Source organism: Novosphingobium sp. GW835-FHT14H07, from assembly GCF_058793515.1.
Genome location: NZ_JBXAFX010000001.1, coordinates 49,185 through 69,342, shown reverse-complemented (window position 1 = coordinate 69,342; position 20,158 = coordinate 49,185). Strand labels below are relative to the sequence as shown.

23 protein-coding genes and 1 tRNA gene are annotated in these 20,158 nt (G+C 62.4%); 14 read left to right on the top strand and 10 right to left on the bottom strand.

The window, feature by feature from the left end:
* Window positions 1–11 precede the first annotated feature (11 nt).
* From AC1Q5P_RS00370 to AC1Q5P_RS00360, 3 genes are all read left to right on the top strand, one after another.
* Window positions 12–1,808 carry an ABC-F family ATP-binding cassette domain-containing protein gene (locus AC1Q5P_RS00370; RefSeq protein WP_492517845.1) on the top strand — a complete coding sequence of 599 codons (1,797 nt, stop codon included), beginning with the start codon at window positions 12–14 and terminating at the stop codon, window positions 1,806–1,808.
* A gap of 97 nt (window positions 1,809–1,905) precedes the next feature.
* A complete protein-coding gene (locus AC1Q5P_RS00365) occupies window positions 1,906–2,478 on the top strand; it encodes a helix-turn-helix domain-containing protein (protein ID WP_039331111.1) in 573 nt (190 codons plus the stop codon).
* A gap of 1 nt (window position 2,479) precedes the next feature.
* The gene (locus AC1Q5P_RS00360; RefSeq protein WP_492517844.1) at window positions 2,480–3,667 is read left to right on the top strand and encodes a glycosyltransferase; all 1,188 of its coding nucleotides are present in this window, start codon (window positions 2,480–2,482) and stop codon (window positions 3,665–3,667) included.
* Window positions 3,668–3,702: 35 nt separating this feature from the next.
* Here AC1Q5P_RS00360 and secF read toward each other — a convergent pair whose 3' ends face one another.
* From secF to yajC, 3 genes are read right to left on the bottom strand one after another with little or no spacing between them, the layout of a single operon-like run.
* The gene (gene secF, locus AC1Q5P_RS00355) at window positions 3,703–4,680 is read right to left on the bottom strand and encodes a protein translocase subunit SecF (protein WP_039331115.1); all 978 of its coding nucleotides are present in this window, start codon (window positions 4,678–4,680) and stop codon (window positions 3,703–3,705) included.
* A gap of 15 nt (window positions 4,681–4,695) precedes the next feature.
* Window positions 4,696–6,303 carry a protein translocase subunit SecD gene (gene secD / locus AC1Q5P_RS00350; protein WP_193828167.1) on the bottom strand — a complete coding sequence of 536 codons (1,608 nt, stop codon included), beginning with the start codon at window positions 6,301–6,303 and terminating at the stop codon, window positions 4,696–4,698.
* Window positions 6,304–6,330: 27 nt separating this feature from the next.
* A complete protein-coding gene (gene yajC, locus AC1Q5P_RS00345; RefSeq protein WP_039331119.1) occupies window positions 6,331–6,660 on the bottom strand; it encodes a preprotein translocase subunit YajC in 330 nt (109 codons plus the stop codon).
* A gap of 228 nt (window positions 6,661–6,888) precedes the next feature.
* Between yajC and AC1Q5P_RS00340 the strand changes: the two genes are divergently transcribed.
* The 6 genes from AC1Q5P_RS00340 (at window position 6,889) to accC (ending at window position 10,393) form a co-directional block, all read left to right on the top strand.
* Window positions 6,889–6,965: transfer RNA gene (locus AC1Q5P_RS00340), tRNA-Pro, on the top strand.
* A gap of 116 nt (window positions 6,966–7,081) precedes the next feature.
* Window positions 7,082–7,495, top strand: a complete 414-nt coding sequence (locus tag AC1Q5P_RS00335) for a holin family protein (protein ID WP_039331479.1) — start codon at window positions 7,082–7,084, stop codon at window positions 7,493–7,495.
* 54 nt (window positions 7,496–7,549) lie between these two features.
* The gene (locus AC1Q5P_RS00330) at window positions 7,550–7,918 is read left to right on the top strand and encodes a hypothetical protein (protein WP_156484039.1); all 369 of its coding nucleotides are present in this window, start codon (window positions 7,550–7,552) and stop codon (window positions 7,916–7,918) included.
* A gap of 75 nt (window positions 7,919–7,993) precedes the next feature.
* The gene (gene aroQ / locus AC1Q5P_RS00325; RefSeq protein ID WP_039331122.1) at window positions 7,994–8,446 is read left to right on the top strand and encodes a type II 3-dehydroquinate dehydratase; all 453 of its coding nucleotides are present in this window, start codon (window positions 7,994–7,996) and stop codon (window positions 8,444–8,446) included.
* Between the two features lie 101 nt (window positions 8,447–8,547).
* Window positions 8,548–9,036: an acetyl-CoA carboxylase biotin carboxyl carrier protein gene (gene accB / locus AC1Q5P_RS00320; protein WP_039331124.1), complete on the top strand. Its 489-nt coding sequence runs from the start codon at window positions 8,548–8,550 to the stop codon at window positions 9,034–9,036.
* A gap of 10 nt (window positions 9,037–9,046) precedes the next feature.
* On the top strand, window positions 9,047–10,393 hold the full coding sequence (accC, locus tag AC1Q5P_RS00315; RefSeq protein ID WP_492476385.1) for an acetyl-CoA carboxylase biotin carboxylase subunit: 1,347 nt from the start codon (window positions 9,047–9,049) through the stop codon (window positions 10,391–10,393).
* 55 nt (window positions 10,394–10,448) lie between these two features.
* Here the strand turns inward: accC and AC1Q5P_RS00310 are convergent, their stop codons facing one another.
* The 3 genes from AC1Q5P_RS00310 to gshB all read right to left on the bottom strand — a co-directional run bounded on the left by AC1Q5P_RS00310 (window position 10,449) and on the right by gshB (window position 12,370).
* Window positions 10,449–10,667, bottom strand: a complete 219-nt coding sequence (locus AC1Q5P_RS00310; RefSeq protein WP_039331128.1) for a hypothetical protein — start codon at window positions 10,665–10,667, stop codon at window positions 10,449–10,451.
* A gap of 89 nt (window positions 10,668–10,756) precedes the next feature.
* The gene (locus tag AC1Q5P_RS00305) at window positions 10,757–11,359 is read right to left on the bottom strand and encodes a DedA family protein (RefSeq protein WP_039331130.1); all 603 of its coding nucleotides are present in this window, start codon (window positions 11,357–11,359) and stop codon (window positions 10,757–10,759) included.
* 63 nt (window positions 11,360–11,422) lie between these two features.
* Window positions 11,423–12,370, bottom strand: a complete 948-nt coding sequence (gene gshB, locus AC1Q5P_RS00300; protein WP_039331133.1) for a glutathione synthase — start codon at window positions 12,368–12,370, stop codon at window positions 11,423–11,425.
* Window positions 12,371–12,485: 115 nt separating this feature from the next.
* Here gshB and AC1Q5P_RS00295 point away from each other — a divergent pair, with 115 nt between their 5' ends.
* A complete protein-coding gene (locus AC1Q5P_RS00295) occupies window positions 12,486–12,674 on the top strand; it encodes a hypothetical protein (RefSeq protein WP_039331135.1) in 189 nt (62 codons plus the stop codon).
* 7 nt (window positions 12,675–12,681) lie between these two features.
* Here AC1Q5P_RS00295 and AC1Q5P_RS00290 read toward each other — a convergent pair whose 3' ends face one another.
* A complete protein-coding gene (locus AC1Q5P_RS00290) occupies window positions 12,682–13,038 on the bottom strand; it encodes a YraN family protein (RefSeq protein ID WP_039331137.1) in 357 nt (118 codons plus the stop codon).
* Window positions 13,035–13,871 carry a 16S rRNA (cytidine(1402)-2'-O)-methyltransferase gene (gene rsmI, locus AC1Q5P_RS00285; protein ID WP_052241864.1) on the bottom strand — a complete coding sequence of 279 codons (837 nt, stop codon included), beginning with the start codon at window positions 13,869–13,871 and terminating at the stop codon, window positions 13,035–13,037. Before rsmI ends, AC1Q5P_RS00290 begins: the two co-directional genes overlap by 4 nt.
* A gap of 20 nt (window positions 13,872–13,891) precedes the next feature.
* On the opposite strand from rsmI, the gene AC1Q5P_RS00280 reads away from it, so the two are divergent.
* On the top strand, window positions 13,892–15,088 hold the full coding sequence (locus AC1Q5P_RS00280) for a penicillin-binding protein activator (protein ID WP_492517843.1): 1,197 nt from the start codon (window positions 13,892–13,894) through the stop codon (window positions 15,086–15,088).
* An 80-nt stretch (window positions 15,089–15,168) separates the two neighbouring features.
* Window positions 15,169–17,169: a DNA topoisomerase IV subunit B gene (parE, locus tag AC1Q5P_RS00275; RefSeq protein WP_492517842.1), complete on the top strand. Its 2,001-nt coding sequence runs from the start codon at window positions 15,169–15,171 to the stop codon at window positions 17,167–17,169.
* A gap of 90 nt (window positions 17,170–17,259) precedes the next feature.
* Here the strand turns inward: parE and AC1Q5P_RS00270 are convergent, their stop codons facing one another.
* Both AC1Q5P_RS00270 and AC1Q5P_RS00265 read right to left on the bottom strand, forming a co-directional pair.
* Complete coding sequence (locus tag AC1Q5P_RS00270) at window positions 17,260–17,745, bottom strand: cupin domain-containing protein (RefSeq protein ID WP_193828162.1); 486 nt, start codon at window positions 17,743–17,745, stop codon at window positions 17,260–17,262.
* Between the two features lie 77 nt (window positions 17,746–17,822).
* Window positions 17,823–18,602, bottom strand: a complete 780-nt coding sequence (locus AC1Q5P_RS00265; RefSeq protein WP_193828161.1) for a hypothetical protein — start codon at window positions 18,600–18,602, stop codon at window positions 17,823–17,825.
* Between the two features lie 268 nt (window positions 18,603–18,870).
* Here AC1Q5P_RS00265 and AC1Q5P_RS00260 point away from each other — a divergent pair, with 268 nt between their 5' ends.
* The gene (locus AC1Q5P_RS00260) at window positions 18,871–19,716 is read left to right on the top strand and encodes an AAA family ATPase (protein WP_492517841.1); all 846 of its coding nucleotides are present in this window, start codon (window positions 18,871–18,873) and stop codon (window positions 19,714–19,716) included.
* 11 nt (window positions 19,717–19,727) lie between these two features.
* Window positions 19,728–20,144 (top strand): GFA family protein, encoded by a 417-nt coding sequence (locus tag AC1Q5P_RS00255; protein WP_039331147.1) that lies wholly within the window; start codon window positions 19,728–19,730, stop codon window positions 20,142–20,144.
* Window positions 20,145–20,158 lie beyond the last annotated feature (14 nt).

Below are 20,158 nucleotides of genomic sequence, written 5' to 3'. Positions count from 1 at the left end.
AGCGGCAGGCCATGGCGGCACCGATACTCAGCTGGGAGGGCCTCGGCCTCGTCCAGGGCAATGGCTGGCTCTTTCAGGATCTCGACATCCATATCCAGCAGCGCGACCGGCTCGCGCTGATCGGGCGCAATGGCGCAGGCAAGACAACCCTGCTCAAGCTGTTGGGCGGGCAGGTGGATGCGGACAAGGGCACGCGCTCGATCCAGCCGGGGACAAAGATCGTCACGCTGGAGCAGGACCCGTTCTTCACCGGCTTCGATACGCTGATGGACTTTGCGCTATCCGGCAAGGACGCCCCTCCCCGTCACGAAGTCGAATCCATTGCCGGGCAGCTCGGCATCGACATGAACCGCAAGGCCGATAGCGCCAGCGGTGGCGAGCGGCGCCGCGCCGCCCTTGCCCGTGCGCTGGCTAGCGAGCCGGACCTCCTGCTGCTCGACGAGCCGACCAACCACCTTGATCTTGCCGCGATCGACTGGCTGGAAGACTGGCTGCAGCGCTATCGCGGGGCGTTCGTGGTCATCAGCCATGACCGCACCTTCCTAGAACGGCTGACCAAGGCGACGCTCTGGCTCGATCGTGGCTCGCTGCGCCGGAAGGATATCGGCTTCGGCGGATACGAGGCGTGGATGGAACAGGTCTATGCCGAGGAAGCACGCGCCGCCGACAAGCTTGATGCCAAGCTGAAGATCGAGGCGCACTGGCTCGAGCGGGGGGTTACCGCGCGGCGCAAGCGCAACATGGGACGGCTGGAAAAGCTCTACGAGATGCGCGCGCAAAGAGCGGCCATGCTCTCTCCGCAGGGCACTGCGAAGCTGGCCATCGCCAGTGACGATGCCAAGAGCAAGGCAGTGATCGTTGCGGATCACGTCAACAAGTCGTTCGGCGATCGCCCCATCGTCAAGGACTTCACCCTGCGCATCACGCGCAAGGACCGCATCGGCGTGGTCGGCTCGAATGGCGCGGGCAAGACCACCTTGCTCAAGCTGCTGACCGGTGAACTGGAGCCGGACAGCGGGACGATCACCCTTGCCAAGACGCTGCAGGGGATCATGATCGATCAGCAGCGCAGCCTGATGGCGCCCGACAAGCGCGTGCGCGACGTGCTGGCCGATGGCAGCGACTGGATCGACGTGCGCGGTGTCCGCAAGCATATCCAGGGCTATCTCAAGGACTTCCTGTTCGATCCGGGGCTGGTCGAAGCACGCATCGGCACGCTTTCTGGCGGTGAGCGCTCGCGCCTGCTGCTGGCACGCGAGTTTGCGCGCTTTTCAAACCTGCTGGTCCTCGACGAGCCGACCAATGACCTCGACCTCGAAACGCTCGATCTCTTGCAGGAAGTGATCTCGGACTACGACGGCACGGTACTGATCGTCAGCCATGATCGTGACTTCCTCGATCGCACGGTGACCATCACGCTGGGAATGGACGGCTCGGGCAAGGTCGACATCGTCGCGGGCGGGTACGCTGATTGGGAGAAGATCCGCAAGCAGAGGCAAGCAGGCAAGCCAGTTGCCCGGTCTGCAGGGGCGGACAAGCCAGAAGCGGCAGTGGCAGCGCCCGTCCAGCCTGCAAAAAAGGGCAAGCTTTCATACAAGGATCAGCGCGACTACGAATTGCTGCCCAAGCGGATCGAGGAACTCGACGCTGCGATTGCACGCGGCGAGGCTCAGCTGGCCGATCCCGATCTCTATGCCAAGGACCCCAGGAAGTTCGATGCCTTGATGGCTGCGCTGGAAAAGGTCAGGGCCGAAAAGGACGCCGCTGAAGAGCGTTGGCTGGAACTGGCGGAGATGGTCGAAGGCTGAGGTCCCGCCGCGCAAAGCCCTTGCTTCGGCCTGCAATTTGTAGGTAAGCAAAAAATCACCGTTACGGTTAAGACGGTCACGAACAGGGGTCGCGCGCATGATCAATCGAATCCGCGATATACGCCGCCAGAAGGGCATGACGCTGGCCGATGTGGCTGCGCGCTGCGATCCGCCGACCACCGCGCAGACGATCGGCAGGCTTGAAACCGGCACGCGCAGCCTGTCGCTGACGTGGATGAACCGTATCGGCGCTGCGCTCGGGGTTGAGCCGCAATTGCTGGTCAAGGCCGAGGAGGATACCCCTACCCACCTCGTTGCCCGGCTCGGACCGAACGGCGCCGAGGCTCTTGCCAAGCCGATGGATGCCATCCTCCCCGTGGCCCTTGACGGTTCTGCCCGCCTCCTCGCGCTGGCCGTTGAGGCAAGCGCTGGCGAGTATCGCGCAGGCGATCAGGTATGGTTGCGCCAGATCGATCCGGAGGACTTCGCCCGCGCCTTCAACCGTGATGTCCTTGCTCCACGCACTGCCGGTCGCTTTGCTTTCGGCCGCTTGATCGATCAGCGTGACGGGCGCGTTGCGCTGCTTCCGCCGGGGCCTGGCCAGAGACAGGTGGTGATCGATCGGCCGGCATGGCTGGGCGTCGCCGAAATGCTCGTGCGCAAACTTTGACGTGAAGCGCCTCCTCTCGATCTCCACGCTTTATCCCGCAACAGGTCGTCCCGGCTTCGGCCGCTTCGTCAGCCGCCAGATGCAAGCCCTTGCCGAACGGGGGGACTGGGACGTGACGGTCGTCAATCCGATCGGCATTCCACCGGTGCCAATGAAGCGCTACGCCACGCTCAAAGGTGTGCCGGACGTTCAGGAACAAGGCGCGGTGACAATCCATCACCCGCGTTTTCTCCTGATTCCCGGTCTATCCGGACCGATCAACCCGGCACTGATTGCCCACGCGATCCTGCCGCTGGCAAAACGGCTTCATGCCGAGCGGCCGTTCGACATGATCGATGCGCAGTTCTTCTATCCTGACGGACCTGCCGCGGCCAAGGTCGCGCGCGCGCTTGAAGTGCCGCTGGCAATAAAGGCGCGCGGGTCGGACATCCATCTGTGGGGGCAGCGGTCATGGCCGCGCCACCAGATGATCGAAGCCGCGCGCCAATCGGCCCTTCTGCTTTCCGTTTCCCAAGCGCTGGCAAACGACATGATAGCGCTGGGCATGCCCGCTGACCGGATCAAGGTTCACTACACTGGACTCGACCGATCGCGCTTCCGCCCGCTCGAGCGCCAAGCAGCGCGACAGTTGGTATCAGCTTTGCCGTCACTTCAGATCTGGCCCGAGGGCCGTCTGCTGCTGTGCGTTGGCGCGTTGATTGCGATCAAGGGGCAGGCGCTGGCAATCCGCGCAATGACGCTGCTGCCGGACGATGTCCGGCTCGCCATTGCAGGCACCGGCGCGGATGAAACCGGTTTGAAGCGGCTGGTCCAGCAGCTTGGCCTGGAATCGCGAGTCCACTTCTTGGGTTCGGTGGAACACGACATCCTTCCGCATTTGCTCTGCGCGGCGGATGTCATGGTTCTGCCCTCTGAACGCGAAGGGCTTGCCAATGCCTGGATCGAATCGCTCGCCTGCGGGACGCCGGTCGTGATCCCCGACATCGGCGGCGCGCGTGAGGTGGTGGCCGATGTAAGCGCCGGGCGGATCGCGGAGCGCACACCTGAAGCCATCGCTGAGGCCGTGAGCGAACTGCTCCAATCACCCCCGACGCAGGATGCGGTTGCGGTAAACGCCGCACGGTTCAGCTGGGAAGCCAATGCCAGTGCGCTCGCCGCCATGTACGAAGAAGCGGCAACGAAGCGTTAGACTTCGCCGCCGCCAATCGGTTTGCCTACGCGGGATCAAACGCCTTCGCGTGCAATCCGCTCCTGCTTTTCGAGTGCCGTCTCGGTCGGCACGAAGCTGTTCGGGTTTACCTTCAGCCAGATCAGGATGGGCGCCGCCATGTAGATCGAACTGTAGGTACCGACGAAGATGCCGAGCGTGATGGCCGCAGTGAAGCCGAAGATCACGTCAGGCCCCAGCAGCAGCAAGGCCACCAGCGTGATAAGCATCGACAGCGAGGTCACGATCGTCCGGTGCAGCGTCTCATTGACCGAGAGGTCGAGCAGTTCCGGCATCGGCATCCGGCGATACTTCTTCATGTTCTCGCGGATGCGGTCATAAACGACAATGGTGTCGTTCAGCGAATACCCGATAAGCGTGAGCAGCGCGGCCACGATGTTCAAGTCGAACTCCATGCCGGTGACGGCAAAGAGGCCTAACGTCAGGGTCACGTCGTGCACCAGCGCGAATAGCGCGCCCACGCCAAACTGCCATTCGAACCGCAACCAGATGTAGGCCGCAACCGCCAGAGACGCGAGGCCGAGCGCCTTGAACGCATCCCAGCCCAGTTCCTTGGAGACCTTGCCCGATACCGAATCGACGCCGTCGATTCGCGCGTCGGCATGGTTCTTCTTGATGTCTGCGGTGATGGTGCGGGCCATCTTGTCGGCAAGAGCCGCTTCCTGGCCTGCGCCTTCCGGCAGCTTCATGCGGATCGAGATTTCGTTGGGCTTGCCATAGCGCTGGATGATCGGTTCGCCGTAGCCAAGCTTGCCGACTTCTTCGCGCAATTCACCGACTGGCGCTTCGGCGCTGCGTTCGAACGTCACGCGGATCATCTGACCGCCGATGAAATCGACGCCCAGGTTGAGGCCCTTGGTCAGCACCAGTCCCCAGGAGGCCGCCATCAGGATGATGCTGATGACGTAGAACGGCACACGCCACTTGAGGAAGTGGATGTTGGTGTTGTCGGGTACGAGCTTGAGGAGTTTCATCGGTCTGTCCTCCTCTTAAAGGGCAATGTCGGTGGGGCGGGCACGGCGAAGCCACTGTGCGACCCACATGCGCGTCAGGGTGACGGCGGTGAACACCGACGTCGCGATGCCGATCATGAGAACCACGGCAAAGCCCTTCACCGGTCCCGAGCCGAAGGCGAACATCAGCACGGCGGCAATGACGTTGGTGATATTCGCATCGAAAATAGCGCGGCTGGCTTCCTTGTAGCCAAGCTCCACCGCCTGGACGACCTTGCGGCCGCGGTGTCGCTCCTCGCGGATGCGCTCGTTGATAAGCACGTTGGCGTCAACCGCCGCGCCGATTGTCAGCACGAAGCCGGCGATGCCCGGCAGCGTCAGCGTGGTGCCGATTATGCCCATGATGCCAAGGATCATGATCACGTTGATGATCACGGCGAGGTTCGCGTAGACGCCAAAGCGGCCATAAGTGACGAGAATGAACACCGCGAGGGCCAGCGTGCCGACGCCCATCGCGATCACACCCTTGCGGATCGAGTCTGCACCAAGGTCAGGCCCAACGGTGCGCTCTTCCACGACCTTCAGATCCACGGGCAGCGCGCCCGAACGCAGCGAGATCGCCAGCGCGTTGGCGCTTTCCGTGGTAAAGCGGCCAGAAATGATCGCGCTGCCGCCAAGGATGGGCTCGTTGATCGTCGGGGCGGAAAGGACCTTGCCGTCGAGAATGATGGCGAATTGCTTGCCGACATTCTGCGTGGTCAACTTCGCGAACTTCGCGCCACCGTCGGTGTTGAAGGTGATGTTGACGACCGGCTCGTTAGTCTGCTGGTTGTTTGTCTGCTGGGCGTTGGTCAGCTGATCACCACGGATGCCACCAAGTCGCTTGACTGCGATCGACGGTACGCCGCCGCCTTCTGCAGGGCTGACGAAGGGCACGATCTCGCTGCCCGGGGGCGCGATGCCTTTCGCCACGTCAGAAGGCAGTGCCGAAGTATCGACGAGCTTGAACTCGAGCTTGGCGGTCTGACCAAGCAGGTTCTTGAGCGCCTGCGGGTCCTGCAGGCCGGGAACCTGCACGACGATGCGCGTCGGCCCCGAACGGATGATCGTTGGCTCCTTCGTGCCGAGTGCGTCGATGCGCTTGCGCACGACTTCGACCGCCGTGTCCATCGCTTGGGTAACGGCCTGCTGGATACCGGCGTCGGTCGGCTTCAGGACGAAGCGGTTGCCATCGACGACATTGATGTCCCAATCACGTTGGCCGGTGAGCCCTGCCCCGTTGGTCAGCGGCAGCACCGCTTCGCGCACTGCATCGACTTGCGAGGCATCGGCGACAACGAAAGTCAGCGCACCATCGCGGTTGGAAATATCGCTGATGCGGATGTCTTTGCCATCCTGCTTCAGCTTGTTGCGAACCGATTCCTCCATGCCTTCGATGCGCTGCTGGCGCACCTGCGAGGGATCGGCTTCAAGCAGGATGTGGCTGCCGCCTGCAAGATCGAGGCCGAGGTTGACCTTGGGCTCGGGCAGTGCACTCGGCCAACCAAGACCCATGGTTGCAGTGAGCGACGGGATGGCGGCTGCAACGCAAACCAGCGTTATCAGCCAAAGCCAGATCACCTTCCAGCGCGGAAATTCGAGCATGGGCGTTCAGCCTTCAGGAAAGTGAGATCAGTCGTTCGCAGGCGAAGAGCCGACAGGCGGCACGATGTCGCCAATTGTGGCGCGCACGGCCTTGACCTTGACGTTCGGGCCGAGTTCCAGTTCGACGTAGTGATCGTCGAGCTTGATCACCTTGCCGATCAGTCCGCCGGCAGTGACGACCATGTCGCCCTTCTTCATGCCTGCGATCTTTGCCTTGTGCTCCTTCTGCTGGCGCATCTGCGGCCGCAGGATCAGGAACCAGAAGATGAAACCCATCGCCACCAGCGGCATGAAAGTCATCCAGGCAGGCGGCTGGCCGGCATTTGCTGCGGCGGCGGAAAGAGTGCTGAGCATCATGGGTCCGTTTCTGGGATCGCAAGGCAAGGATTACAACCGGGCCGACTGCGGTTATCCCGCATTTACCGGCCCCGGCATGGACAAGCGGCGCGGTTAGCAGTTTGAACTGCGCAAGGCAATCTGACGCGCTGGCCGAGAGGCGGGGCACGCCGCAGCCGATCCCGCAAACCTTTCGCCAATCTCGCGCTTGCCATCCTCAAAAGTGCTGCCTATAGGCGCGCTTCCGGTCGGGACGTAGCGCAGCCTGGTAGCGCATCACACTGGGGGTGTGGGGGTCGGAGGTTCGAATCCTCTCGTCCCGACCAATTCAAAAGGCTCGCGAAGCGCATTGTGCTCGCGGGCCTTTTTGCTGTCTTCGTTTTCCTACACCGCGTCTTGTGGTTATATGCACCCGCGTCCCGCAACCTGGAAGGACGCAAGCATGGCAAACTCCGAAGCCCTGATTTCATCGGTTTCTGCGATTATCGACAAGATCATCCCCGATGCTGCCTCACGCGATCAGGCAAAGCTCGAACTGCTTCGCCTTGAGAGCGCACGAGAATTGAAGCCGCTGAAGGCGCGCATCTCGGCGACCCTCGCCGAATCCCGCGCTGACGATCCGTGGACTCGCCGGGCGCGCCCTGCCTTTCTCTATGTGATGTACGCCGTGATCCTGTGGGCCTTGCCCATGGGCCTGCTGGCCGGGCTCGATCCGGCTGCTGCGCGGGCGATCATGACCGCGACGAGCGCCTATCTCAACGGCTTGCCCGAACCGCTCTATGCCTTGTTCGGCACCGGCTACCTTGGCTATACTGCGGCACGGCAGTGGGGAAAGGCCCGAGGAACGGACCGCTGAATGCGCAACGCCTTGGTTAGTTTCTGGTAACCTCCGCCTGATATGAAAGCAGGCATGAGAACGAGGTCGGACCGCTTTTTGATGCCTTTGCTGGCCGCAGGCAGGCGCGCGCCGCTTGTAGCCAGCCTTGCTCCGCTTGGCTTGATCCTTGCGCTCGGCGGCTGCGGATCCTCCGACAACGAAAAGCTCGAAGCGCGGATCGCAGCGCTGGAGGCGAAGGCAGACGCGGCCGACAAGCGCTCGCGGCAAGCGTTGAGCATGGCGGCCACCAGCAACCCCGCGCCAGTTGTCGAGAGCGGCACCACCGACAGCTTCGGCGAGCCCTCGCTGTCGGATGAAGTCACCGACGGATCCGCCGACAGCGCGATATATGAAAACACGATCGAGGCACCTGCGGGTCCCCCCATCGCCCCCGGCTTTTGATAATCACCTCCCTCTTGCCCTTGCGACTTTGCCCGCATTGTCTATCACGACAGGCATTCGCGATCGGGGGATCTGATGACACAAGCTTCCGGCCAGGGCACGACCGTCTATGTGCTCAATGGCCCCAACCTCAACCTGCTCGGCCTGCGCGAACCGGAAATCTACGGTTCGCAGACGCTCGACGACATCGCCGGCATGCTCGAAGATCGCGGCCGTGAACTGGGTCTCGAGATCGACATGCGCCAGTCCAACCATGAAGGCCATCTGATAGACTGGCTCCATGAGGCGCAGGCCGAGGGCGTAAAGGCCGTGCTGCTCAACGCCGGTGCCTACACCCACACCTCGGTGGCGATCCACGATGCGATCAAGTCGATCAAGGTGCCGGTGATCGAGGTTCACCTGTCGAACCCGCACAAACGCGAGGCTTTCCGCCACCATTCCTATGTCGGCATGGCCGCGCTTGGCACTGTCTGCGGCTTCGGCGCAAACAGCTACCTTGCGGCATTGGACGCCGTTTCGCGCCTTTGAAACAGGCGTTTTTCCACTTTCACTGATCGCTGCCACTTGCCAGTCCATCGCGTTGGGGGCATGGCGCGCGGTCAGAATTCATACCCCGCGAGGAAATTCAAATGGGTCACGAACGCGGCGACAAGGCCGAAAACATGGCGATCGACGGCAAGCTTGTACGCGAACTGGCAGAGCTTCTTGCCGAAACCGGGCTGTCTGAAATCGAGGTCGAGGATGGCGAGCGCAAGATCCGCGTAGCCCGTCAGCTGACTGCTGCGCCGGTCGCTCAGGTTGCGGTTGCAGCCCCGGCCCCGGTCGCTGCACCTGCCGCGACGGCAGCACCTGCTGCGCCTGCCGCTGCTCCTGCAGAAGACCATTCCAACGCCGTGAAGTCACCCATGGTCGGGACCTGCTACCTCGCCGCCGAACCGGGCGCTGCCAACTTCGTCACCGTCGGCCAGAGCGTGAAGGCGGGCGAAACCCTGCTGATCATCGAAGCGATGAAGGTGATGAACCCGATCACCGCGCCTGCCGCAGGCGTGGTAAAGGCGATCCTGGTCGAGAACGCGCAGCCGGTCGAATTCGACCAGCCGCTGGTCGTGATCGCGTAAAGGTCCGCTGATGGCCATCAAGCGCCTGCTTATCGCCAACCGCGGCGAAATCGCGCTGCGCATCCACCGCGCCGCGCACGAAATGGGCATTGAGACGGTCGCGGTGCACTCCACCGCCGATGCCGACGCGATGCACGTGCGCCTCGCCGATCATGCGGTGTGCATCGGTCCGCCCGCAGCGAAGGATAGCTACCTTAACGTCGCGGCGATCATTTCGGCAGCCGAGATCACTCACGCTGACGCGATCCACCCGGGCTACGGCTTCCTTTCGGAGAATGCCAAGTTCGCCGAGATCGTCGAAGCCCACGACATCACCTGGATCGGCCCCAAGCCCGAACACATCCGCACGATGGGCGACAAGATCGAGGCCAAGCGCACCGCTGGCGCACTCGGCCTGCCGCTGGTGCCGGGTTCGGACGGCGCGGTTTCGGATCTCGAGGAAGCCAAGGCCATTGCCGAAAAGGCCGGCTATCCGGTCATCATCAAGGCAGCATCGGGCGGCGGCGGTCGCGGGATGAAGGTCTGCAACAGCCCTGAACAGCTTGAAACCCTGATTCAGCAGGCTGGCAGCGAAGCCAAGGCCGCCTTCGGCGACGCGACGGTCTACATCGAGAAGTACCTCGGCAACCCGCGCCACATCGAATTCCAGATCTTCGGCGACGGCAATGGCAATGCCATCCACCTCGGCGAACGCGACTGTTCGCTGCAGCGCCGACACCAGAAGGTGCTTGAAGAAGCGCCCTCGCCGGTGATCTCGACCGAAGAGCGCAACCGCATGGGCGGCATTGTCGCCAAGGCCATGGCTGACATGGGCTATCGCGGTGCGGGTACGATCGAGTTCCTGTGGGAAAACGGCGAGTTCTACTTTATCGAGATGAACACCCGCCTGCAGGTGGAGCATCCTGTTACCGAAGCAATCACCGGCGTCGATCTGGTGCGCGAACAGATCCGCATTGCCGATGGCAAGCCCCTGTCGGTCAGCCAGGACGAGATCGAGTTCAAGGGGCACGCGATCGAGTGCCGCATCAATGCGGAAGATCCGTTCACCTTTGCCCCTTCGCCCGGCCTGGTTAAGAGCTATCACGCCGCGGGCGGCATGCACGTACGGGTCGATTCCGGGCTCTATGCCGGGTACAAGATCCCGCCGTACTATGACTCGATGATCGCCAAGCTGATCGTCTACGGCCGTACACGCGAAGGGTGCATCATGCGCCTCAAGCGCGCGCTTCAGGAAATGGTGATCGAAGGACCCAAGACCTCGATTCCGCTTCACCAGCGCCTTTTGAACGAGCCTGATTTCCTCTCTGGCGACTACACCATCAAGTGGCTGGAAGAGTGGCTGGCCAAGGACGCCTGATCCGCCATCTTCCCAAACAAAAAGCCCCCGCATTGCGGGGGCTTTTCCGTTCTGCTCAGTCCATGACCGGCAATCTTGCACGAATGGCCCGCCAAGCCGGCTCGGGCCGGTCGTTCTTCACCAGGATCGCTTCCACCTCGTCGAATTCCTCGAGTTCGAGCGCCTCTGTCACGCTGAGCGGAAAATAGACATTCTCGTCGTTGTCCATCCGCACGGCATAGGCGCCGCGCCCTTCCTCGCTTTTCGTAACGATGCACATCGCCTTCACTGCCATGGACAATACCTTTTATTTCGTAGCGTTACATAAGACCGCCAATCCGGCAGGCTTCGAGACAAAGCCCGCAAGGCGCCGCATAGTCAACCCTAGCGCTCGCGCGGCTTCCACGTAAGTACGCGCCAGACATAGCCGATAAGCACGATGACCAGCGTCGCAGTCGCGATCGGCCCGGTGTACTTCTCGATCTCTCCAAAGTTGCGCCCGAGGTAATAGCCCGCGCCACTCAGGATCGCATTCCAGATTGCAGCGCCAGCGAAGGTGAACAGTAGAAACCGTACATGCCCCATGTGCGTAAGACCGGCTGGCAATGAGATCATCGTGCGCATGAACGGGGCAAACCGCACAGCGAAGACTACCCACTGGCCATGCCGCCGAAAGAACCGGACTATTGCCTCTACGTCCTCCCATTCGACGGTAAGCCAGCGCCCGAAGCGACCGACAAAGGGGCGCAGTCTCTGATAGCCCAACGTCCGGCCGAGGAGATACCAGCAATAGTTGCCCAACGTCGATCCGACAGTGCCTGCCAGCATCAGCGGCCAGAATTCCATTCGGCCCCGCGCCACGGCGATCCCGCCCAGCCCCATGATAAGCTCGGATGGAATTGGCGGAAACACGTTTTCGATGACCATCAGGAACGCGATGCCCCAATAGCCACCGCCTTCGATCAGGTGGACGATCCAGTCATTCATGAGAAGGGTAACGATTCCAAACGGCCAAAAGCTCCTGCTTCCGATGGAGGAGCCCGGATGCCCTTACAGCCGCCGCTCGATCGCGTCCCAGATCATCCCCGGCGTATCGGTGCCGTTGAACTTGTCGATCGCGACAATCCCGGTCGGCGAAGTTACGTTGATCTCGGTCAGGTACTTGCCGCCGATCACGTCGATGCCAACGAAGATCAGGCCAAGACGCTTCAGCTGCGGCCCGAGCGCTGCACAGATTTCCTGCTCTTCCGCCGTCAGTTCCGTCTTTTCGGCATAGCCGCCGACCGCAAGGTTCGAGCGGAACTCGCCCTCACCCGGCTTGCGGTTGATGGCGCCGGCGATCTCGCCATCGACCAGCACGATACGCTTGTCGCCCTTGGCGACCTCGGGAAGAAACGCCTGCACCATGTGCGGCTCGGGCCAGGTCTGGTTGAACACCTCAAACAGCGCGCCAAGGTTTTCGCCTTCGGGCCCGACGCGGAAAATAGCCTTGCCGCCATTGCCGTGGATGGGCTTCACGACGATCGCGCCATGCTTCTTCTGGAACAGCCGCACTTCCTCGACCGAGCGGGTGACGATCGTTGGCGGCATGAAGCGCCGATAATCAAGCACCATGACCTTTTCAGGCGCATTGCGAACGCTCCGGGGATTGTTGACGACCAGCGCTTCACCCTCGATCCGCTCGAGCAGATGGGTGGCCGTGATGTAGCCCATGTGGAACGGAGGGTCCTGCCGCATGAGGATCACGTCGATATCGCGCCCAAGGTCGAGCCGGCGCACGTCGCCTGTCTTGTAGTGGTCGCCCTCCACGCGCTGCACCGTCACCGGACGGGCATGAGCGATCAGCCGGTCATCCTCGTCCAGCGTCAGCGAACCTACGTCGTAATGGTAAACCTCGTGCCCGCGCTCCTGCGCCGAAAGCATGAGTGCGAAGCTGGAATCTCCAGCGATATTAATCGAGTGGAGCGGGTCCATCTGGACCGCAACGCGAAGAGTCATGCTTGCACAGATCCTCAGGGGTTTATCTCAGGTGCGCCTTAAAGCCGATTTGTAGCTTGTGCGACCATTTTCAGATCGCGCCTCGAAGGCGCCCCCCAAATCCAAGGAGCCATTGATGCGCAAGCTGTTCACCGTTGCCGCTGCCGGAATCGCCGTTCTCGGCTGGTCGTCACAGGGCGTTGCCAACCCCGACCCGCACCCCACCAGCGCCCCGAAGGACGATCACAAGGGCGACAAGAAGGACGAGCATCACGACGAGCACAAGGACGGCGAACACAAGGAAGAGCACAAGCCCGCCCACTAAGCGTCGGTCAGGTGCCGGGTTGCCAGGCGTTGGCAATCCGGTACGGCCACTTTCCCTGTGCCATCAGGATAACGTCAATTCGGACGTCATCGCCAGGCCTTGCATACTTTCCGGCAAGCATTTCCGCCGCCCTTGCGACGCGTCGCAGGCGGTGAGCGTCAATCGCGGCGCCCAGTTGCCGGGCATCCTTCCGCCATTTCACTTCGATGAACGCAACCGTTCGCCCTTTTCGCGCGATCAGGTCGACCTCGCCTGCCATGAGCTTCACCCGCTGCGCCAGAATGCGCCAGCCCTGAAGCCGCAGCCACCACGCTGCCAGCCATTCGGCCCGCCGTCCTTGCTGCTCAGCCTCGGCACGCCTCATTCCTTGAGTGCCATGGCCCGTGCGTAAAGCACCTTGCGATCCAGCCCAAGCGCCTTTGCCACCTTGCCTGCCGCTTGCGATGTAGACATCTCGGCCAGCGCCGCGCGCAGTTCCGCGTCGATGACGTCGTCCTCGGGCGCTTCGGCCTCTCCGGGTGGCGCAATGAGAAGCACGATCTCACCTTTCGGCGGCTGCGCCGAGTAGTGCGCCGCAAGTTCCGCTGCAGAGCCGGAACGACACTCCTCGTGCAACTTGGTCAGCTCACGCGCAACCGCGACCTCGCGTCCGGGCAAACGCTCGGCGATTGCTTCCAGCGAAGCCACAAGGCGGGGCCCCGTTTCATAGAATGCCAGCGTGGCCGGGACGCCGGATAGTTCGGTCAGGACATCGCCCCGCGCCTTCTCCTTGTTCGGCAGGAACCCCGCAAACAGGAACCGATCCGTCGGCAACCCCGCCATCGACAAGGCGGTCACGACCGCGCTCGCACCGGGCAACGACGTGACCGATATCCCCCGCGCCCGCGCCTCTCGCACCAACCTGTAACCCGGATCGGAGATCAGCGGCGTTCCGGCATCCGATACCAGTGCAACCGCCTTGACCGCCATTTCTGCCAGCAGCGCTTCCCTCGCGCCGTCGCTGGCATGATCGTCATACCGTCGCATCGGCTTGTGAAGGCCCAGCAGATTCAGCAATTTCCCTGTCACCCGCGTATCCTCGCAGGCTACCAGATCGCAGCGCCCAAGCGTGTCTGTGGCGCGACGGGTCATGTCACCAAGATTGCCAATAGGCGTGGCAACAATATAGAGACCGGGTGCAAGAGGCGACGTATCCATGGCTTTTCCATGGACCGGCGATGACAGAGCGACAAGAGGGTGTGCAGGGAATGATCGAGGGACAATCGGGCGACTGGCGCGAAACTGGCTTGCGCCGCTCCCGCAGATGGGTTGTCACCGGCACGCTGACCCTTCTGGCAGGTTGCACCGTCATCCCCAAGGGCACTGGCCCGATCGCAGAACCGACCGAAAAGGCTCCTGACGCAAACGTCCTGCCAACCGATGCCGGCCGCCATCGTGTCGCGCTGCTGGTGCCAATGACAGGGCCAAACGCATCGGTTGGTCAATCGATAGCCAATGCTGCAACGATGGCCGTGCTCGATACCAGCGCGGCAAACCTGCGCATCACAACATATGACACAGCAACGGGCGCTGGCAGCGCGGCCGCCCGCGCCATTGCCGACGGCAACAAGCTGATCCTCGGCCCCCTGCTGTCCGATGATGTCGTTCTGGTCTCAAATGTTGCGCGCCCGGCCAAAGTCCCGATGATTACCTATTCGAACGACAGTGCCGTCGCTTCGCGAGATGTCTTTGTCATGGGTCAGGCCCCCGGCCAATCGATCACGCGCGTTCTCGGCTTCGCCAAGTCGCGTGGGATCAAGTCCGTTGCCGCAATCATCCCGACCGGTGATTACGGGCAGCGGGCGACCGCAGGGTTGACCGAGGCCGCGCGGGCCAATGGCGTCGCCGTCACCGCCATCGAAACCTATGATCGCGGCAATACGTCGGTTGCCAGCGCAGTACGCCGCGTCAAGGACAAGGGCCGTTTCGACGCGCTGCTGATCGCGGATGGCAGCCGCATCGCGCTTCAGGCGGGTCCGCTGGCGGGCAAAGGCGTCAAGCTTCTGGGAACCGAACTGTGGAGCGGTGAAGGCGCGATCGCGAAATCTGTCGCCATGCGCGGCGCATGGTTCGCTGCCGTCTCCGATCAGCGCTTCGGTCAATTTGAAAAGAGCTACGCCACACGTTTCGGCGCGACGCCATCGCGGCTTGCAACGCTGGGCTACGACAGCGTCCTGCTGACGCTCAACATTGCCCGAACATGGAAGCCGGGCACCACCTTCCCAACGGCGAAGCTCTACGATCCGCAGGGCTTCATCGGCCTTGATGGCGTCTTCCGCTTCACGGCAAGCGGCATGGCCGAACGGGCGATGGAGGTGCGTGAAGTTGGCACCGGCACCTTCACCACCGTATCGCCCGCTCCGGCAAAATTCTGATAGGCCGAAAGCGGGGGATTTCGCAGGATAAGGCGGCATCCCCGCTTGCGCCGGGATTCCCGTGTTCTATACCCGTTCGCATGTCCGACGACCTTTTCGACAAGCTCCCCGCCACCAGCGCAGCCGAGGCCTATGACGGCTCCGCCATCGAAGTTCTCGAGGGCCTCGAACCGGTCCGCCGCCGCCCCGGCATGTACATCGGCGGCACGGACGAGCGCGCGCTGCACCACCTCGCCGCCGAAGTGCTCGACAATGCGATGGACGAGGCGGTCGCCGGCCACGCCAACCGCATCGAGGTCATGCTGGAGGAAGGCAATCGGCTGACCATTTCGGACAATGGCCGGGGTATCCCCGTTGACGAACATCCGAAATACCCCGGCAAGTCGGCGCTGGAAGTCATCCTCACAACGCTTCACTCCGGCGGCAAGTTCTCCGGAAAAGCCTACGCAACCAGTGGCGGTCTGCACGGCGTCGGCGTTTCGGTGGTCAACGCGCTTTCCTCACTCACCCGGATCGAGGTGGCGCGAAACAAGGAGCTATACGCGCAGGAGTTTTCGCACGGAAATCCGACGACCAAGCTGTTGAAGATCGGCAATGCCCCCAATCGGCGCGGCACGCAGGTCACGTTCATCCCCGATCTCGAGATATTTGGAGAAGACGCGAAGTTCAAGCCTGCCCGCCTGTTCCGGCTGGTCCGATCCAAGGCCTATCTCTTCGCAGGCGTCGAAATCCGCTGGAAGTGCGCTGCCTCGCTTGCCAGCGAGGAAGTGCCGGCGGAAGCCGTCTTCCAGTTCCCCGGCGGCCTTGCCGATCATCTCGCGGAACAGGTCTCGGGCCGCGAATGCGTCACCTCCGTGCCTTTCGCCGGCCGACAGGACTTCCCGCTCGGCCCCAATGGCGAAGAGAACGGCCGCGTAGAATGGGCTATCGCCTGGCCACTGTGGTCCGATGGTTCCTATTCGTGGTACTGCAACACCATCCCCACGCCCGATGGCGGCACCCACGAACAGGGCCTGCGTGCCGCACTGACCAAGGGCATCCGCGCCTTTGCCGAACTGATCGGCCAGAAGAAGGCCAAGGACATCGCGCCAGAGGACATGATCACCGGCAGCGAGATCATGCTTTCGGTCTTCATCCGCGATCCGCAGTTCCAGAGCCAGACCAAGGACCGCCTGACTTCGCCAGAGGCAGCGCGCATGGTTGAAGCTGCGGTGCGCGACCATTTCGACCACTATCTCACCGACAACATGGAGCGCGGCAAGGCGTTGCTCGGCGCGGTGATGGAGCGCATGGACGAACGCCTGCGCCGCAAGGCGGAGCGCGAGGTCAAGCGCAAGACCGCCACCAACGCCCGCAAGCTGCGCCTTCCCGGCAAGCTCACCGATTGCTCGGGCGAAGGTGAAGGCGAGACCGAACTGTTCATCGTCGAAGGCGATTCCGCAGGCGGCAGCGCCAAGCAGGCGCGTGACCGCAAGACGCAGGCAATCCTGCCAATCCGCGGCAAGATCCTCAACGTCGCCAGCGCCACGGCCGACAAGATCCGCGCCAACCAGGAAATCGCGGACCTCGCACTCGCGCTCGGCTGCGGCATGCGCAAGGACTGCAACCCGGACGCGCTGCGCTATGATCGGGTAATCATCATGACCGACGCCGACGTCGATGGCGCACACATCGCCACGCTGCTGATGACGTTCTTTTTCCAGGAGATGCCCGAGCTGGTCCGGCGCGGCCACCTCTACCTCGCCCAGCCTCCGCTCTATCGCCTGACCAGCGGAAGCACCTCCGCCTACGCCAAGGACGACGCCCACCGTGCCGAGCTGGAAGCGACCAAGTTCAAGGGCAAGAAGGTTGAAGTCGGTCGGTTCAAGGGCCTTGGCGAAATGAACCCGCAACAGCTGCGCGAAACCACGATGGCGCCTGCCACCCGCAGCCTCATCCGCATCACCCTGCCGCCTGAATACGAGGGCCGAGCGGCGGTGAAGGAACTCGTCGACCGCTTGATGGGCCGCGATCCCGCCCAGCGCTTCATGTTCATCCAGAACCGCGCGAGCGAGATCGATCCGGAGTTGATTGACGCGTAACCTCCCGGAAGGCGTCGTCGGCGTCATCCAAGCAGCCACTACAGAAAATGGCTGCTTACCGATCGATACGCCTAAACAAACGCGCCAGCGCTAGCCATGCTTGTCCTGCGCGGGTTTGGCAGGTTGGACAGTCCATTCAGGGGGCGTATCGTTCGGCTCATCGGCTTCGGCTGCCTCCTTCGTAGGATGCACGCGCGATGCGGCATGGTGGACAGGCGCGTAAATCGTATAGAGCTGGATAGGCTCGTCGCCGATGTTCGTGACGTTGTGCCAGGTGCCAGCGGGCACCAAAACGCACCAGCCATCCGACACTTGCCGCTCGAACGTCAGCTCATGCTCGGTTGGCCCCATCTGCACCAGGCCTTTTCCCGCGTCGAGCCGTAGGAACTGGTCCGTCTCGGGATGTGCTTCCAACCCGATGTCTCCGCCGACAGGAATCGACATGAGCGTTACCTGCAAATAGCGCCCCGTCCAGGCGACCGAGCGATAGTCGCCATTGGTCTTGGTCGCCACTTCGATATCGAAGGCTAGGGGTTGCGGGCCGATATCCTGAATGCGTTCTCCACTACTTGCCATGAAACGATCCCTTCGCAGTTTACAGTGATCGTTACCCGCCAGGGGGACTATGTTTCCGCACCACTTCCCATTCGGGTTTAGCCAGCAACTTGACGATCAGGATCGCCCTTTTTCGCTCGGAAATCAAACCGTATCCGCACCCACTCCCCGATCTGAGGCTTTCCATTGACCCTGGGTGGTCGCACCAAAAACTGCCAGCTCGCCTGCCGGATCGCGCGGGCAAGGCCTGATCCCGGCGGGCTTTCGCCAAGTTCCTGGCAATCCTCGACGTGGTACTTCTCCACCGTCCTGCACGCGATCATCGCCCAGTCCCCCTGCATCCGGCGCTGGGGCAGGTAGGGGCCGATCTCGGCATCGGTGGGTTCGCGATACCATTGCGCGGCAAAGAGCCGCACGCCGCCCGGTCCTTGCCCTACGCTGGCGGAATCGCCCGGACTGCCCGCGCCCACCTGTTGCGCCCCGCCGGACTCTGCCCGCTTCATGTTGCTGATGTCGGTCGCGCGGTAGTCGTTGCGCGACAGCTCGATGAATCCTTCGGGCCATTCGACCTTGCCAGGCACTGGCACTTGAGGCGGCGCAGCCACCGGCTGGCTCACAGCGGCTTCGGCGGATTCCGCCTGCTTCTGCCGCTTCTGCTCCTGCTTTTGCGCCTTCTCTTCGTCCTGCCCCTGAGCGGATAGGTCGATCGCGGTCAGGTGCGTGCCCTTCCCATCGCCGAAGCCGGTAACCGCGCCCATTCGCCACATGATCAGGAACACCAACAAGGTTGTGACTGCGGCAAACGCCATTGCTCCGGCCCGCTCGCGCGGCGATGCCTGATAGCCTTGCTTCGCCATGACATTGCGGGGTGCGACCATTTCCGCGTCGCTACACGGCGGTTTCGGGCACTTCAATCGCCGAGACGGCCAAGCATAAGTTAGCGACAGTTTGACACGACATACATGACGGATGCGTCACCAACCGAGTTCAAAAATGACGCGTGCGTCATCAACATGCTCCGAAACTGACACGTGCGTCTAACTTTGAGTTCGAAGATGAAGCGGCCGTCAGTTCAGCAACCCCCTTGCGCCGCACTCTCCGCCGCCTTATCGCTTAACCGAACGATTAAGCACACAGGAAACGCCGATGCGCTTTGAAGGCACCAGCAATTACGTCGCTACCGAAGATCTCAAGGTCGCCGTCAACGCAGCCGTCCTGCTGCGCCGCCCTCTTCTGGTAAAGGGAGAACCCGGCACCGGCAAGACCGTGCTCGCTCATGAAATCGCGAAGGCGGTGAACGCGCCGCTTATCGAATGGAACGTGAAATCCACCACCAAGGCTCAGCAAGGCCTTTACGAATACGACGCAGTCGCCCGCCTGCGCGACGGCCAGCTCGGCGATGAGCGGGTCCACAACATTCGCAACTACATCAAGAAAGGCAAGCTGTGGGAGGCCTTCACCAGTCCCACCCTTCCCGTTCTGCTGATTGACGAGATCGACAAGGCGGACATCGAGTTTCCGAACGACCTCCTGCAGGAGCTCGATCGCATGAGCTTCGACGTATACGAGACGCAGGAGCGCATCGAGGCGCGTGAACGCCCGATCGTCGTGATCACCTCGAACAACGAGAAGGAACTGCCCGACGCCTTCCTGCGCCGCTGTTTCTTCCACTACATCAAGTTCCCGGACCGCGACACGATGCAGGCAATCATCGACGTCCACTTCCCCGGTATCCAGAAGACCCTGGTGAGCAAGGCGATGGAGGTGTTTTACGAGATCCGCGAAGTGCCCGGCCTCAAGAAGAAGCCCAGCACTTCCGAACTGCTCGACTGGCTCAAGCTCCTGCTGAACGAGGACATGCCATTGGACGTCCTCCAGAACCGCGATCCGACCAAGGCGATCCCGCCGCTTCACGGCGCGCTGCTCAAGAACGAGCAGGACATCATGCTGTTCGAGCGCCTGGCCTTCATGGCCCGGCGTCCGGGGAACTGAGGAAGATTGCCATGCCCCATGTCGGCGGATGCCTTTGCGGCGCGGTTCGCTACACAATCTCCGCCGACCCACTGGGCGCCCGCATGTGCTGGTGCCGAGATTGCCAACGCATCGCCAGCGGATCGGCTACGGTGAACGTGCTTTTCCCGGAAGCCGCCGTGGCGATCGAAGGCAAACTCGGAACCTTCGTGATGATTGCCGACAGCGGCAACACAGTCGAACGTGGCTTTTGCAATGTCTGTGGCGCGCAAATCTACAGTCGCACCGTCACGCCGACAGGCCTGCCGATGCGCGTTCGCGCGGGAACACTCGACGACCCCGAACTCGCGCCGCCAACGGCAGTCATCTGGGCGGACAGTGCGCCGAGCTGGGCTCCGCTACCCGGACATCTCCCGCGCCATCCCAAAGGTCCGCCGCCCGCCAGTTGAGCGTGCGGACCTTG

What these genes read in the sequence shown, in the direction of transcription:
- AC1Q5P_RS00370 (WP_492517845.1), top strand. Translation starts at nt 12, where the DNA reads ATGGCGGCACCGATACTCAGCTGGGAGGGCCTCGGCCTCGTCCAGGGC.
- AC1Q5P_RS00365 (WP_039331111.1), top strand. Translation starts at nt 1,906, where the DNA reads ATGATCAATCGAATCCGCGATATACGCCGCCAGAAGGGCATGACGCTG.
- secF (WP_039331115.1), bottom strand. Translation starts at nt 4,680, where the DNA reads ATGAAACTCCTCAAGCTCGTACCCGACAACACCAACATCCACTTCCTC.
- secD (WP_193828167.1), bottom strand. Translation starts at nt 6,303, where the DNA reads ATGCTCGAATTTCCGCGCTGGAAGGTGATCTGGCTTTGGCTGATAACG.
- yajC (WP_039331119.1), bottom strand. Translation starts at nt 6,660, where the DNA reads ATGATGCTCAGCACTCTTTCCGCCGCCGCAGCAAATGCCGGCCAGCCG.
- AC1Q5P_RS00335 (WP_039331479.1), top strand. Translation starts at nt 7,082, where the DNA reads ATGGCAAACTCCGAAGCCCTGATTTCATCGGTTTCTGCGATTATCGAC.
- AC1Q5P_RS00330 (WP_156484039.1), top strand. Translation starts at nt 7,550, where the DNA reads ATGAGAACGAGGTCGGACCGCTTTTTGATGCCTTTGCTGGCCGCAGGC.
- aroQ (WP_039331122.1), top strand. Translation starts at nt 7,994, where the DNA reads ATGACACAAGCTTCCGGCCAGGGCACGACCGTCTATGTGCTCAATGGC.
- accB (WP_039331124.1), top strand. Translation starts at nt 8,548, where the DNA reads ATGGGTCACGAACGCGGCGACAAGGCCGAAAACATGGCGATCGACGGC.
- accC (WP_492476385.1), top strand. Translation starts at nt 9,047, where the DNA reads ATGGCCATCAAGCGCCTGCTTATCGCCAACCGCGGCGAAATCGCGCTG.
- AC1Q5P_RS00310 (WP_039331128.1), bottom strand. Translation starts at nt 10,667, where the DNA reads ATGGCAGTGAAGGCGATGTGCATCGTTACGAAAAGCGAGGAAGGGCGC.
- AC1Q5P_RS00305 (WP_039331130.1), bottom strand. Translation starts at nt 11,359, where the DNA reads ATGAATGACTGGATCGTCCACCTGATCGAAGGCGGTGGCTATTGGGGC.
- gshB (WP_039331133.1), bottom strand. Translation starts at nt 12,370, where the DNA reads ATGACTCTTCGCGTTGCGGTCCAGATGGACCCGCTCCACTCGATTAAT.
- AC1Q5P_RS00295 (WP_039331135.1), top strand. Translation starts at nt 12,486, where the DNA reads ATGCGCAAGCTGTTCACCGTTGCCGCTGCCGGAATCGCCGTTCTCGGC.
- AC1Q5P_RS00290 (WP_039331137.1), bottom strand. Translation starts at nt 13,038, where the DNA reads ATGAGGCGTGCCGAGGCTGAGCAGCAAGGACGGCGGGCCGAATGGCTG.
- rsmI (WP_052241864.1), bottom strand. Translation starts at nt 13,871, where the DNA reads ATGGATACGTCGCCTCTTGCACCCGGTCTCTATATTGTTGCCACGCCT.
- AC1Q5P_RS00280 (WP_492517843.1), top strand. Translation starts at nt 13,892, where the DNA reads ATGACAGAGCGACAAGAGGGTGTGCAGGGAATGATCGAGGGACAATCG.
- parE (WP_492517842.1), top strand. Translation starts at nt 15,169, where the DNA reads ATGTCCGACGACCTTTTCGACAAGCTCCCCGCCACCAGCGCAGCCGAG.
- AC1Q5P_RS00270 (WP_193828162.1), bottom strand. Translation starts at nt 17,745, where the DNA reads ATGGCAAGTAGTGGAGAACGCATTCAGGATATCGGCCCGCAACCCCTA.
- AC1Q5P_RS00265 (WP_193828161.1), bottom strand. Translation starts at nt 18,602, where the DNA reads ATGGTCGCACCCCGCAATGTCATGGCGAAGCAAGGCTATCAGGCATCG.
- AC1Q5P_RS00260 (WP_492517841.1), top strand. Translation starts at nt 18,871, where the DNA reads ATGCGCTTTGAAGGCACCAGCAATTACGTCGCTACCGAAGATCTCAAG.
- AC1Q5P_RS00255 (WP_039331147.1), top strand. Translation starts at nt 19,728, where the DNA reads ATGCCCCATGTCGGCGGATGCCTTTGCGGCGCGGTTCGCTACACAATC.